General features: G+C 33.7%; 14 protein-coding genes. 7 read left to right on the forward strand and 7 right to left on the reverse strand.

The window, feature by feature from the left end:
• Positions 1-218 precede the first annotated feature (218 nt).
• From ACGK9U_RS14435 to der, 4 genes are all read left to right on the forward strand, one after another.
• Positions 219-1,103 carry a carbohydrate kinase gene (locus ACGK9U_RS14435; protein ID WP_394467164.1) on the forward strand — a complete coding sequence of 295 codons (885 nt, stop codon included), beginning with the start codon at positions 219-221 and terminating at the stop codon, positions 1,101-1,103.
• 113 nt (positions 1,104-1,216) lie between these two features.
• Positions 1,217-1,918: an FKBP-type peptidyl-prolyl cis-trans isomerase gene (locus ACGK9U_RS14440; RefSeq protein WP_394467165.1), complete on the forward strand. Its 702-nt coding sequence runs from the start codon at positions 1,217-1,219 to the stop codon at positions 1,916-1,918.
• A gap of 154 nt (positions 1,919-2,072) precedes the next feature.
• Positions 2,073-2,954, forward strand: a complete 882-nt coding sequence (era, locus tag ACGK9U_RS14445) for a GTPase Era (RefSeq protein ID WP_394467167.1) — start codon at positions 2,073-2,075, stop codon at positions 2,952-2,954.
• A 122-nt stretch (positions 2,955-3,076) separates the two neighbouring features.
• A complete protein-coding gene (gene der / locus ACGK9U_RS14450) occupies positions 3,077-4,381 on the forward strand; it encodes a ribosome biogenesis GTPase Der (RefSeq protein ID WP_394467168.1) in 1,305 nt (434 codons plus the stop codon).
• Between the two features lie 3 nt (positions 4,382-4,384).
• Here der and ACGK9U_RS14455 read toward each other — a convergent pair whose 3' ends face one another.
• The 6 genes from ACGK9U_RS14455 to ACGK9U_RS14480 form a co-directional block, all read right to left on the reverse strand.
• Positions 4,385-4,867, reverse strand: coding sequence for a TPM domain-containing protein (locus tag ACGK9U_RS14455; protein WP_394467170.1), 483 nt, complete (start codon positions 4,865-4,867; stop codon positions 4,385-4,387).
• A gap of 2 nt (positions 4,868-4,869) precedes the next feature.
• Positions 4,870-5,715 (reverse strand): TPM domain-containing protein, encoded by an 846-nt coding sequence (locus ACGK9U_RS14460; RefSeq protein WP_394467171.1) that lies wholly within the window; start codon positions 5,713-5,715, stop codon positions 4,870-4,872.
• Entirely contained in the window at positions 5,712-6,152 is a 441-nt protein-coding gene (locus tag ACGK9U_RS14465; RefSeq protein WP_394467173.1) for a TPM domain-containing protein, read from the reverse strand. The genes ACGK9U_RS14460 and ACGK9U_RS14465 overlap by 4 nt, the downstream gene beginning before the upstream one ends.
• Before the next feature lie 25 nt (positions 6,153-6,177).
• Positions 6,178-6,774, reverse strand: a complete 597-nt coding sequence (locus ACGK9U_RS14470; protein WP_394467174.1) for a LemA family protein — start codon at positions 6,772-6,774, stop codon at positions 6,178-6,180.
• Positions 6,775-6,838: 64 nt separating this feature from the next.
• Positions 6,839-7,168 carry a MerR family transcriptional regulator gene (locus ACGK9U_RS14475; protein ID WP_394467176.1) on the reverse strand — a complete coding sequence of 110 codons (330 nt, stop codon included), beginning with the start codon at positions 7,166-7,168 and terminating at the stop codon, positions 6,839-6,841.
• A complete protein-coding gene (locus ACGK9U_RS14480; RefSeq protein WP_394467178.1) occupies positions 7,168-8,139 on the reverse strand; it encodes a M23 family metallopeptidase in 972 nt (323 codons plus the stop codon). Before ACGK9U_RS14480 ends, ACGK9U_RS14475 begins: the two co-directional genes overlap by 1 nt.
• 214 nt (positions 8,140-8,353) lie before the next feature.
• On the opposite strand from ACGK9U_RS14480, the gene alaS reads away from it, so the two are divergent.
• Positions 8,354-10,966 (forward strand): alanine--tRNA ligase, encoded by a 2,613-nt coding sequence (gene alaS, locus ACGK9U_RS14485; RefSeq protein WP_394467179.1) that lies wholly within the window; start codon positions 8,354-8,356, stop codon positions 10,964-10,966.
• 95 nt (positions 10,967-11,061) lie between these two features.
• Complete coding sequence (locus tag ACGK9U_RS14490) at positions 11,062-12,027, forward strand: GSCFA domain-containing protein (protein WP_394467181.1); 966 nt, start codon at positions 11,062-11,064, stop codon at positions 12,025-12,027.
• A gap of 2 nt (positions 12,028-12,029) precedes the next feature.
• Here the strand turns inward: ACGK9U_RS14490 and ACGK9U_RS14495 are convergent, their stop codons facing one another.
• Positions 12,030-12,857, reverse strand: a complete 828-nt coding sequence (locus ACGK9U_RS14495) for a helix-turn-helix domain-containing protein (RefSeq protein ID WP_394467183.1) — start codon at positions 12,855-12,857, stop codon at positions 12,030-12,032.
• 894 nt (positions 12,858-13,751) lie between these two features.
• On the opposite strand from ACGK9U_RS14495, the gene ACGK9U_RS14500 reads away from it, so the two are divergent.
• A complete protein-coding gene (locus ACGK9U_RS14500) occupies positions 13,752-14,294 on the forward strand; it encodes a DUF6252 family protein (protein ID WP_394467185.1) in 543 nt (180 codons plus the stop codon).
• Positions 14,295-14,334: the final 40 nt, after the last annotated feature.

Genomic DNA, 14,334 nt, shown 5'->3' on the forward strand with positions numbered 1-14,334 from the left:
TCAATATTAAAAGGGGCAACATTTTTATGTGTTGAGTAAAATACAGGTATATCTGAAAACATTCAATTTGCAGATGGACAAGCTTTAGATATCCAAATAAATATTTCCTTTAGAAAATGGTTTTTGGTGAAATAATAGAAGCATTTGCATAAAAATAATATCTTAGTTGACTGTAATTAGACTAAAAACTGTTCTAAATTCAATATATATTATAAGTTATGGCAAAAATTACTTGTTTCGGGGAAGTACTATGGGATGTTTTTCCATCACAAAAAAGAATAGGAGGCGCACCTTTAAATGTTGCTTTGCGCTTGCAGTCTTTAAACAATGAGGTTGCCATGATAAGTAGTGTTGGTAATGATGCGCTTGGAAATGCTCTTGTAAACTATATTGCCGAAAATAATGTAAATACAGCTTGTATTCAGGTAACAAATGATTTTAAAACAGGAGAAGTAGCAGTATTGCTTGATGAAAAAGGTTCGGCATCTTACGAAATTAATTTTCCAAGTGCGTGGGATTATATTTCAATTAATAAAGCGGTTATAGATTTGGTGAAATCTAATGATGCCTTTGTTTATGGCAGTTTGGTTGCTAGAAGTTCGGTGTCAAAACAAACTTTGTATGGGCTTTTGGAACATGCTAAGTATAAGGTTTTCGATTTAAATCTTCGTCCGCCACATTACACAAAAGAGGTGTTGATCTATTTAATGAATAAAGCCGATTTTATAAAATTTAATGATGATGAATTATATGAGGTTAGTGGGTATTTAGATTCCAAATTCCATTCCATGGAACAAAATATACGTTACATTTCCCAAAAAACTAATACCAAACATATTTGTGTTACAAAAGGCTCCCACGGTGCTGTTCTTCTGTATAATGATAGCTTTTATTACAACAGCGGTTATCAGATAAAAGTTAAAGATACTGTTGGTGCGGGCGATTCTTTTTTAGCGTCATTAATTAGTCAATTATTAAATAATATAAATCCTCAAGAAGCTATAGATTTTGCTTGTGCTGTTGGTGCTTTGGTGGCACAAAGTGAAGGTGCAAATCCTAAAATATCACTATCTGAAATAGATACGTTTATTAATCCAAAGTAAAAGGTTAGTATAATATGGTAATATTATGAATATCTGTTAAAAATCGTATAATACTGCTTTATTCTGAATTTAAATTTGCTATTTTTGGCATCAAATTAAATAAAAATAAGAAAATGAAAATAATTAAATTTTTCGGAGTTGTGTTAACAGCTTCAATTTTATCATCTTGTGGTGGCAAAAGTGTTTCTAATAGAGAATTAAAAACAGAAATTGACTCGGTTAGTTACGCCATTGGAATGGACGTTGCTAGAAATGTAAAAACTAGTGTTTCTGAAATAGATAGCGAGTTATTCATTCAGGGTTACATGAACGTTTTAGATTCTACCAATATTTTGTTAAAAGAAGGTGATAGTCAAGCTATTTTGTCAGCATATTTTCAAAAGAAACAAGCTGAAAACATGAAAAAACAACAAGAAGAAGCTGAAAAAGAAAAAGCTGTAGGTGAAAAATTCTTAGAAGAAAACAAATCTAAAGATGGTATTAAAGTAACAGAAAGCGGTCTACAATATAAAGTATTAAAAGAAGGAACAGGCGCTAAACCAACCGCTGAATCTAAAGTAAAAGTACATTACCACGGAACATTAATTGACGGTACTGTTTTTGATAGTTCTGTTGATAGAGGTGAGCCAACCGAGTTTGGAGTAGGACAGGTTATTAGAGGGTGGACAGAAGGTTTACAACTTATGTCTGTAGGTTCTAAATACAAATTCTTTATTCCTCAAGATTTAGGCTACGGTGCTAGACAAGCAGGAGAAAAAATTAAGCCTTATTCTACTTTAATTTTCGAAGTTGAATTATTGGAAATAGTTGAATAAGTAATAAAACTTACTCAAAACAGTAAAAACAGAAAGGAAACTTTCTGTTTTTTTTTTTTTTGTCCATAAATTTATTTAGATCGTAATTTAGAATTCATAATTCGTAATTGAATTTATGGTTGTAAATTTGCAGTATCTTAAAAAAACAACAATTATGAACCACAGAGCAGGTTTTGTAAATATAATAGGAAATCCTAATGTGGGTAAATCTACGTTAATGAATGCCTTTGTAGGTGAAAAATTGTCTATCATCACCTCGAAAGCACAAACCACCCGTCATCGTATTTTGGGTATTGTTAATGGCGACGATTTTCAAATGGTTTTATCTGATACCCCAGGTATTATAAAACCCGCTTACGAGCTGCAAGAAAGTATGATGGGCTTTGTAAAGTCTGCTTTTGAAGATGCCGATGTGTTGATATATATGGTTGAAATTGGTGAACAAGAGTTGAAAGATGAAGCCTTTTTTAATAAAATAACAAGTTCAAAAATACCGGTATTATTGCTTTTGAATAAGATTGATAAATCGAACCAAGAACAATTGGAAACCCAAGTACAGCTTTGGGCAGAAAAAGTACCGAATGCTGAAATATTTCCCATTTCTGCCTTGGAAGGTTTCAATGTAAAAGAAGTATTTAATAGAATTATCGATTTGTTGCCCGAATCGCCAGCATTTTACCCCAAAGACCAGCTAACCGACAAGCCAGAACGTTTTTTTATAAACGAAACCATTCGTGAAAAAATTCTGCTTCATTATAAAAAAGAAATTCCATACGCTGTTGAAATAGAAACTGAAGAGTTTTTTGAAGAAGAGGAAATTATCAGGATACGTGCCGTTATTATGGTGGAGCGTGAAACCCAAAAAGGCATTATTATTGGGCATAAAGGAAGTGCTTTAAAGCGTGTGGGTGTTGAAGCGAGAAAAGATTTAGAAGCCTTTTTTGGCAAGCAAATCCATTTAGAGACTTATGTAAAAGTGAATAAAAACTGGAGAAGCAACCAACAACAGTTACGCCGATTTGGTTATAATAACTAGTAAATACCCTGTATTTTAATCTTTTGTAAAAAAGCACTTTAGGTAGTGTATATTTCCTATTTTTGCAAAATATTTCAAGAAATAAATAATAAATCAGTCTAAGACTGTTTACAACAAACAAGATGAGTAATATCGTAGCTATAGTAGGTCGTCCAAATGTAGGGAAATCAACATTTTTTAATCGCTTAATTCAACGTAGAGAAGCTATTGTTGACGCTGTTAGTGGGGTTACAAGGGATCGCCATTATGGAAAGAGTGATTGGAATGGGAAAGAGTTTTCGTTAATAGATACAGGTGGTTATGTATTAGGAAGTGACGATATTTTTGAAGCCGAAATAGACAAACAAGTAGAGTTGGCAATTGATGAAGCCGATGCAATTATTTTTATGGTTGACGTAGAAAGTGGCGTAACAGGAATGGATGAAGATGTTGCCAAATTACTTCGTAAAGTTACTAAACCGGTATTTCTTGTAGTTAATAAAGTAGATAATGCCCAACGTGCCGAAGATGCTGTAGAGTTCTATTCTTTAGGTTTGGGTGAATATTTTACCGTTGCCAGTATAAACGGAAGCGGTACGGGCGATTTATTGGATGCTTTGGTGGAAGCGCTGCCAGAAAAAGAAACGGTGGTTAATGAAGACCTGCCTCGTTTTGCAGTGGTTGGTCGCCCAAATGCAGGAAAATCATCATTCATTAATGCTTTAATAGGAGAAGATAGATACATAGTAACTGATATAGCTGGAACTACTAGAGATGCAATTGATACGAAATACAACCGTTTCGGATTCGAATTTAACTTGGTAGATACGGCGGGAATCCGCAGGAAATCAAAAGTAAAAGAAGATTTAGAATTTTATTCTGTAATGCGTAGTGTGCGTGCTATAGAGCATAGCGATGTGTGTTTATTGGTTTTAGATGCTACCCGTGGGTTTGATGGTCAAGACCAGAACATATTTTGGTTGGCAGAGCGCAATAGAAAAGGAGTGGTTATTTTAGTAAACAAATGGGATTTGGTAGAAAAAGACCATAAAACAACCCTAGAATACGAAAAAGCCATTAGAAAAGAAATGGAACCTTTTACCGATGTGCCAATTATTTTTATTTCTACATTAACTAAACAACGTATTTACAAAGCCATAGAAACAGCCGTTGAGGTTTATAACAACCGTACCAAAAAGATTAAAACAAGTGTGCTTAACGAGGTAATGTTACCTATTATTGAAAGTTATCCACCGCCAGCAAATAAAGCAAAGTATGTAAAAATAAAATACGTTATGCAGTTGCCAACACCACAACCGCAATTTGCTTTTTTCTGTAATTTGCCCCAATATGTCAAAGAACCTTACAAACGTTTTTTAGAAAATAAACTTCGTGAAAAATTCGATTTCACGGGTGTCCCTGTGAGTGTTTATATGCGTAAGAAGTAGCGTTTACTTCCACTTGGTCATTATAGAATCCAAAGCATTATTAATGCCTTCATAATAGTTTCCATTTTTAAACTGTGGGACTATGGTGCTTTCTATAATTGTTTTGCACATGTAGTCTGTAAAAATCTTTTCAGTGCTATAACCTGTAGCAATTCCAATTTGTCTGTCGTATTTAGATATAAGTATTAAAAGTCCGTTGTCTTTTTCTTTTTTACCAACACCTAAATTATTGGCAATTTTTGTGGCATAATATAATGCAGTTTCATCATTTGGAATAGAATCGATAGTGTACACGCATATTTCATTTGTTGAAAATTGCTCAAAATCTATAATTTTTTTGGATAAAGAATCTGTTTCAGTTTTTGAAAATATTTGGGCATAATCTTGAACTACAGATTGGCTTATTCCTGAAAATTCTTCAGTTTTTGTTTTACAAGAAACAAAAACAGTAGCAACAAATAGTATGTAAATTATAATCTTTTTCATGCTTACCAACCCCCAGAAGCACCGCCGCCACCAAAACCGCCACCACCGAAGCCTCCACCAAAACCGCCGCCACCGCCGAAGCCGCCACCAGAGCTGCCGCTGCCAAAACCACGGCCAGATGAACGCCCCATGTTGCTTAAAATTATGGCCTCTAAAATATCTATGCCACCAGATCTGTTGCCACGGTTTCCGCCGTTGCCACCGTGTCTGTTTTTTGAAATGGAGATTAAGATGATAATGAATATAAAAACCAGAATGATAATGAACTCTGCAGGAAATCCGTTTTGATTTGATGTTTTACGTGTGCCTTTATATTCGCCAGTTAAAACTTCAAAAATAGCATCAGCACCTTTGTTTAAACCACCATAATAGTCGTTTTGTTTAAAATAAGGAATAATTTCAAGCTCTATAATGCGTTTAGACATCGCGTCGGTAAGCAAATGCTCAACACCATAGCCTGTTTTTATAGAAATTTTACGGTCGCCTTTTGCCAATAAAATAAACACCCCATTATCTTCTTTAGCCTGCCCAATGCCCCAAGCATGTGCCCACTTTGTGCCTAAATAATCTATGTTTTCACCTTCGGTGGAATTTATGGTAGCAATTACTATTTGAGTAGAAGTAGTATCTGAATACTTAATTAATTTTTCTTCTAAAGCAGTTTTTTCAGAAGGCGATAATAAATCAATATAATCGTAAACACTCGTTTGGAAATCTGGTTTTTTCGGAATTTTAAATTGCCCGTAGGAAAAACTAAAAGATAAAATAGTAATTAATAAGAATAAAATTAATTGGCTATTTTTCTTAAACTGAGACTGTGATTGCAAACTAGATACTGAATATTTCACCCTTTAGAAATTTCGTTAGAGAGTTCGTTGGTGTCAGAATCCATATAAGGAAAAAACTTTTTTAGTTGCTCTCCAGATTTTAAAATACCATCAACCAAACCCTGTTTAAAATTACCAGCTTTAAAGTGTGCTTGCATGACATCTTTGGTACTATCCCAAAAGTTTTTGGAAACCACATCGTTAATGCCTTTGTCGCCATAAATAACAAAGGTTTTTTCATCCACAGCCACATAGATTAATACGGCATTTTGTAGTTTGGTATTGTCCATTTTCAGCATATAAAAAACCTCTAATGCACGATTGGTAGCATCACCTTTAGAGGTTTTTTCTATATGAACCCGTATCTCGCCCGATGTGTTTAATTCGGCTAATCTTATAGCTTCAATAACCTCTTGTTCTTCACTTGCGGTTAAAAAATCTTCAACATGGTTCGACATAATAATAGGTGTTCGGTAGTTTTATTTAAAAATTAAAATCTACATCGGGTGCTTTTTCGCTTCCTGCATCGGCTTTGTAATAATTCATTTGATCAAAATTAAACATACCTGCTAATAATGAATTTGGAAATATTTTTATATGCTTGTTGTATGGTTCTACAGCTTCGTTAAAGCGATCTCTGGCTACGTTAATGCGGTTTTCAGTACCTTCTAATTGCGATTGTAATTCCAAAAAGTTCTGATTCGCTTTTAGGTCTGGATATCTTTCAACAACCAGTAGTAATCTTGATAGTGCTCCAGTTAAGCCTTGTTGCGCTTGTTGAAATTGCGCCATGTTTTCGGGTGTTAAATTGTTGGCATCAATAGTTGTTTTGGTAGCTTCACTTCTTGCTTTAATCACGGCTTCTAAAGTGCTTTTTTCAAAATCGGCAGCTCCTTGTACTGTTTTTACTAAATTGCCAATAAGGTCATTTCTGCGTTGGTAGCTGCTTTCTACATCACCCCATGTTTTAGTAGCGGTTTCTTTTAAATTTACAGCAGTGTTATTAAAGTTTTTTGCCCAAGAGTAAAGTCCGAAAACAATAACGGCAATAATAATAACTGGAATAAGCCATTTTTTCATTGTAATTAAATTTTTTGGTTTATAGTTTGTTTATGTTCTGTAAGTAGTCAATTCTTGAAAAATGTTACAAATGCTGCTTTATTTTTATGAGCTGATTTTTTACATCTTCTAATTTGCTGATAATTTCAAAGTTTGAAAGTGTTTCTTGCTTTTCTTCTTTTAGATGAATTTTAGCACCTTCAAGCGTGAAACCGCGTTCTTTTACTAAATGGTAAATGAATTTAAGATTTTTAATATCTTCTGGTGTGAATTTTCTATTGCCTTTAGCATTTTTTTTAGGCTTAAGGGCATCAAATTCTTTTTCCCAAAAGCGAATTAAAGAAGTGTTTACACCAAATGCTTTGGCAACTTCGCCAATATTGTAGTATCGTTTTTCGGGTAGTTCTATATGCATTAATCTAAAGATTGGTTTTCTAATGAGGCATGCTCCAACATTTCGTTAAATTCTTCGGCTGTTAAACTTCCGTAGTAGAAGTTAATGGGGTTGATACGTTCGCCATCTTTAAAAACTTCATAGTGTAAGTGTGGCGCTTCCGAACGTCCTGTGCTACCAACAAATCCTATAAGGTCGCCACGTCTTACCTTTTGGTTTTTTCTAACATTGTATTTGTATAAATGGGCATACAAGCTTTCGTAACCGTAACCGTGGTTGATTCTTATATGGTTTCCATACCCTGTAGCGGTATTGTCTGCACGTTCAACGACGCCATCACCACTTGCATAAATGGGCGTCCCTCTTGGCGCGGAGAAATCCATGCCATAATGCATTTTTCTAACCTTGGTAAAAGGGTCTGAACGCATACCATAACCTGAAGCCATTCTTTTAAGGTCCTCATTTCTTACGGGTTGAATAGCTGGTATGGCGGCTAATAGTTTTTCTTTTTCTTCGGCAAGTACGGCAATTTCGTCAAGCGATTTCGATTGTACCACTATTTGTTTTTGAAGAATGTCTAAACGTTTATTGCTTTCTATAATTAATTTGGAATTATCAAAACCTTCTAAGTTTTTATATCTATTTACACCACCAAATCCGGCTTTGCGTTGTTCGTCCGGTATGGGGTTTGCTTCAAAATAAACGCGGTATATATTGTTGTCTCTTTCTGCAATACTAGCCAAAACAGTTTCGGCTTCTTTCATTTTTTTATTCAACAACTCAAACTGTAATTCAGCATTTTGTAATTCACGTTTAAGGCTACGTTCTTTAGGCGATTCCACAAATTGACTTGCCAAAAAAACAAATAAGAATCCAAATAAAGCAGACCCTAAAAGAAACACTGCGGCGTACTTAAGTGTATTCCTTTTTTTGCGCTGTATTTTCTTGTAAGACAACGATTCTGCATCGTAATAATATTTTACCTTACTCATTTCCTAATTTATTCTATTTTTGCACTTTATTAAATGCCGTATATATTTAATTTTAATAGCTAACGTACAAATTTTTTAAATAGTATCTTTTTAATTGTTTGATACTAAGATTAAAGTCGTTTTTTATTAAAGTTTGAAATATTATGAAAAGAGTAAAGATAAAAATTGTTTTTCAATTAATATCATTTTAACAATCCAGTAACTAATTAAATTGATGAAATCACAAGATATTCGTTCTAAATTTTTAAGTTTTTTTGAAGATAAAAAGCACAGCATCGTGCCATCTGCACCTATGGTTTTAAAAGATGACCCTACCTTAATGTTTGTAAATTCGGGTATGGCACCTTTTAAAGAATACTTTTTAGGAAACGCACAACCAAAAAACAGCCGTATTACCGATACCCAAAAATGTTTGCGTGTGTCTGGTAAGCATAATGATTTAGAAGAAGTTGGTTACGATACCTATCACCATACTTTGTTTGAAATGTTGGGTAACTGGAGTTTTGGCGATTATTTTAAAGAAGAAGCCATTGCCTGGGCATGGGAATTACTTACTGAAGTTTATGGTATTGATAAAGATATTTTATACGTAACGGTTTTTGAAGGTAGTAATGAGGATAACCTTCCCATGGATACCGACGCTTACGATTTATGGAAGCAATTTATTTCTGAAGATCGTATTTTAAAAGGAAACAAAAAAGATAATTTCTGGGAAATGGGCGACCAAGGTCCTTGTGGGCCATGTAGTGAAATACATGTTGATATTCGCTCTGCGGAGGAAAAAGCTAAAATTTCTGGTAAAGATTTGGTAAATCAAGACCATCCCCAAGTGGTGGAAATTTGGAATTTAGTATTCATGCAGTACAACCGAAAAGCCAATGGTAGTTTGGAAAGTTTACCAGATAAGCACATCGATACCGGTATGGGCTTTGAGCGTTTGTGTATGGTGTTGCAAGGGGTTCAATCTAATTACGATACCGATGTGTTTACACCAATAATTAGAGAAATTGAAACCATTACCGATAAAAAATATGGTAAAGAGGAGAAAGTAGATGTTGCCATTCGTGTTATTGCAGACCACGTGCGTGCTGTTGCCTTTTCAATTGCCGATGGGCAGTTGCCTAGTAACACAGGTGCGGGTTATGTAATTCGCCGTATTTTACGTCGTGCGGTGCGATACGGCTTCACGTTTTTAGATAAAAAAGAACCTTTTATATACAGACTGGTTGATGTGTTAAGCGAAAAAATGGGATCGGCCTTTCCAGAAATGAAAGCACAAAAACAATTGGTTGAAAACGTTATTAAAGAAGAAGAACAATCGTTTTTAAGAACTTTAGATCAAGGTTTGGTATTGTTGAACCGTATTGTTGAGGAAACAAAAGGGGATACCGTTTCAGGTGAAAAAGCCTTTGAACTATATGACACTTACGGGTTTCCAATCGATTTAACGGCACTGATTCTAAATGAAAAAAGCTTAAAACTAGACGAAAAAGGCTTTAATGAAGAACTTCAAAAGCAAAAAAATCGATCACGTGCAGCAAGCGAAATGAGTACCGATGATTGGACTGTTTTAGAGGAAGATGCCGATGAGGAATTTGTTGGATACGATAGCTTAGAGGCTAATGTGAAAATAACACGATACAGAAAAGTTGTCTCTAAGAAAGATGGCGAAATGTATCAATTGGTGTTTAATTTAACGCCGTTTTATCCTGAAGGTGGTGGGCAAGTAGGCGATAAAGGCTATTTGGAAGATACACATGGCGATGTGGTTTATATTTTAGATACTAAAAAGGAGAATAACGTTATTATTCATTTTTCTAAAAATTTACCAAATCATTTAAATGAATCATTTAAAGCGGTTGTAGATGAAAAGCAGCGTTACAGAACCGAATGTAACCATACAGCAACTCACTTATTGCACCAAGCTTTACGCGAAATTTTAGGCACGCATGTAGAACAAAAAGGCAGTGCGGTGCATTCAAAAGGGTTGCGTTTTGACTTTTCGCATTTTTCAAAGCTTACAAACGAAGAATTGCAAGATGTTGAAAATTTTGTAAACGCAAGAATATCGGGTAAATTACCCTTGGTTGAAAAGCGAAATATTCCTAAAGAAGAAGCTATTGCCGAAGGTGCTATGAGTCTGTTCGGTGAAAAATATGGCGATACGGTTCGTGCCATTCGATTTGGAAAATCTATTGAGCTTTGTGGTGGTACGCACGTTAAGAATACAGGAGATATTTGGCATTTCAAAATCATATCTGAAGGTGCGGTAGCGGCAGGAATTCGTCGTATTGAAGCCATAACCAATGATGCTGTAAAAGACTTTTATTCTGAAAACAACAAAGTATATTTTGAAATGAAAGAGTTGCTTAACAATGCCCAAGAGCCTGTTAAAGCACTACAAAATTTACAGGATGAAAATGCCAATTTAAAAAAGCAGATTGAAGTTTTATTAAAAGAAAAAGCTAAAAACATTAAAGGCGAACTTAAAAACGAATTGCAGGACATAAACGGCATTCAGTTTTTGGCTAAGAAATTAGATTTAGATGCTTCGGGCATTAAAGATGTGTCTTTTGAATTAGGACAAAACAGCGATAATTTATTTTTGTTATTCGCAACTGAAAATGATGGTAAGGCGTTGTTATCTTGCTACATTTCAAAAGAGTTGGTGGCAAGTAAAGGCTTAAATGCCGGACAAGTAGTTCGTGAACTAGGAAAGTATATTCAAGGCGGCGGCGGCGGACAACCGTTTTTTGCAACAGCAGGTGGTAAAAATCCAGCAGGGATTGATGAGGCTTTGGAAAAGGCGAAAAATTATATAGGATAGTTTAAATGAGTTTCAAACAAGCAAAGTTACAAAGCTTCAAAGCTAATAATAGTTCTCTGTAACTTAGCATCTTTGTAACTTAGCAACTTTGAAAAATGAAACTACAAACGCAAATACCATTACAAAAACAGTCTGACAACCTAATAGACTATAACTCTAATATACTACTGTTAGGGTCTTGTTTTGTTGAAAACATTGGGGAGAAGTTATCGTATTTCAAGTTTCAAAATCTTCAAAACTCGTTTGGTATTTTGTTTCAGCCTAAGGCTATTGAGACTTTAATTTCAAGCGCTATTAATCATAGGGAATATTCAGAAAAAGACATCTTTTTTTGTAATGAACAGTGGCATTGTTTTGAGGCGCATTCAAAACTAAGCAACCCTTCAAAAGATGTGTTATTAAGTAATTTGAATCATGCAGTTGAAGCAACAAATCAACAAATCAACACATCAACCCACATCATCATTACTTTAGGAACAGCATGGGTATATCGTTTTTTAGAATCGAATCAGTTAGTAGCGAATTGTCATAAGGTACCACAAAGGCAGTTTGATAAAGAACTACTTTCGGTTGAAACAATTACGCAATCTTTAGAAGCCATTGTAGATTCCATTAAAAGTGTTAATCCTAAAGTTTCTATCATTTTCACCGTTTCCCCTGTACGCCACATTAAAGATGGTTTTGTTGAAAATACGCAGAGTAAGGCGCATTTAATTAGTGCAATCTATCAGTTCTTAAATCGTCAATCGTCAATCGACAATCGTCAATTATCATATTTCCCTTCCTTTGAAATCATGATGGACGAACTTCGCGATTATCGTTTTTATGCTGAAGATATGTTGCATCCCAATCAAACAGCAATCCATTACATTTGGGAAAAATTCCAAGAAGTTTGGATGTCACATGATGCAATAAAAACTATGAAAGTTGTAGATGAAGTTCAAAAAGGGCTTCAGCATAAACCTTTCAATCCAAATTCTGAAGCACATCAAAAATTTATTTTAGGTCTTAAAGAAAGGCAAATCCAACTTCAAAAAGAATACTTACACATGAAATTTTAAAACTAAACCGCACTTCTGTAGGTTTTTAAATAGTCTTGTGGAGAATAATTAGTTACTTTCTTAAAAGCACTAAAAAACGGATTGTAAGAAGCAAATCCTGTTTTGTATGCTAACGATTCTAAAGTGTTAGTTTTTAAATAACCTTGCTCTATTAAATTGATGCTATCCATTATTCTTGAATGCATGCGGTATTCGGAAAAAGAGATCTTGGAATGGTATTTAAACAAGTACACGATATGGCTTGTGGGAACGCCCAATTTATTGGCAATATCGGTAGGTGATGCTTTTGGGTTTCTAAAAATATGTTCTTCTATACAGATTTTTTCAACTTCTTGAATATAGCTATCAATGTTAGATATTATTTTTTCTTGTAATTTTAAATCTTGATCGTTTTTTTGATCACTTACTTCTAAAACCCAGTTATTACTTTTTAAGGTTGAAACCTCTTCGGTTTCTTGTTCAGTGATGCCAAATTTTAAAATCTTCTTGTTCAGAATAGGAAGTCCGTATAGTATTTCTGGAGTCGTTAAAATTTTAAAATAAATAAATAACCAAAAAAGTAAGGAAAAAGTAGCTAGCGATTTTCCTGAAAGAAGAAGGTCTTTATTTGCTTCAGTATAAACAGAAATTAGTATAATTAAAACCGCTAAAACATTTATAGAGAACAAATAAACAGTCCAATTTCTAACCAATTTAAAATGTGTATCGCTAATTAAAAGGTCTTTTTTAAACCAAATATTTTTTCTTAAAATGTTGAATATAACTGCTATGTAAGTAACTAGGAATAAAAATACTAAGATGAAGTTAGTTATTTTTCCATAGTCAGACATGTAGTTTTCCTTTATAAAGTTGTTTACGTTAATAAAGTATAGACACACAATAAAAATAAGATGCTTTAAATCTTTTGGGTTGTAAGATTTGCTTTGAAGAGCAAGGTTTTTATGGTACAAGTAAAAACACGGTACAATTATTAAATAAAAAACGGAATGTGGCCCTTTGTCTGGTTTAAAAAAATCCTGTATGCTCAACGCATAAGTTCCATGAGTTAAAAACCTAAAGGAAATTGTGCAAATAATGAGTAATAAATAAGCGTTGTAAAATGGGTTAGATCTATATGACGTAATCATTATAGTTATGGTAACTAAGCCAATAATGCCAGTAAATAAAAATAAGAATGATTCTATCACTTAGTTTGAGAGATTTATTTGCAATAATAGCAAAATACCCTGTGCTTTTCTTATTAAAAATGATGAAATAAATTAGTTTGTTTGATTTTTTTAGATGAAGAAAGTTTATGAATACCCTTTACTTTACAATTAGTTGTCCACTTTTTTTCTTACTGATTTGCTTAAATTCTTATTGATTTATAACAAATCGCTTTGGTAATAAATCGCTTTGCCAAATTGCATGCTTTTTATCTATATGTTTACATTGCTATTATCATAAAAACTCTTGAAAAATTTACTCTATTTAATACTGTAGAAAAGATCCGTTTATTGTGTATTAGAATTAAATTATTGAGGGTTATAATTTTTTAAAGAAGTAATTCTAGTACGGTATTGATAAGGTTGTCTTAATTAACGGTTGTCTTAATTAAGTACAACCTTTTCTTTTTTTAATAATCTCATTTTTTTTTTTTTTGAAAAATACGCAATTCGTCGTATTGATTCCATTTTGATAAAGTTGCAATTTTGAATTGCTATTAACAATAAAACTTTATCAAAATGAAAACATTAAAACAGTTAGTATTATGCTTAACAATAATTTCTGTAGCTACCTTTTCTTCATGCTCAACGAGTGATGATGGGGGAGATGGGGGCAATGCGCCTTCAGGATTACTTGTATCTAAAGTTGACGGTAAATCCTTTAAATCATTCGAGCTTTCTTCTTCAGCAACCGTTTCAACAGCAGGGCCAGGGAAAAACTTAATCATTATTGCAACCAATAGTTATGGAAATGCTTTTTCAATGACAATATTTGGGTACACAGGCGCAGGAACCTACGAATTTACAGGAGCAAATGTGGCAATAACTAATATAGCCTCATATTCTGAAACCAAAGTAAACCTAAGCAATCCCCAAGCATCTACAACCGAACTTTGGCAAGCACCTTACAGTGATGCTTTAGCAGGATCTGTATCAATTATTGAAGAAACAGATACTAAGGTAATTGGTACGTTTAGTTTTAAAGCTAAAAATGTAGGAGGAGATAACTCTATAAAAACCATTACAGAAGGTTCGTTCAACCTGAAAAAGCAAACTTCATAAATTTTAATTACAGAACATCAGGTTTGATAAAACTACACTT

The organism is Mariniflexile sp. HNIBRBA6329, from assembly GCF_043558645.1.
Lineage (GTDB): Bacteria > Bacteroidota > Bacteroidia > Flavobacteriales > Flavobacteriaceae > Mariniflexile.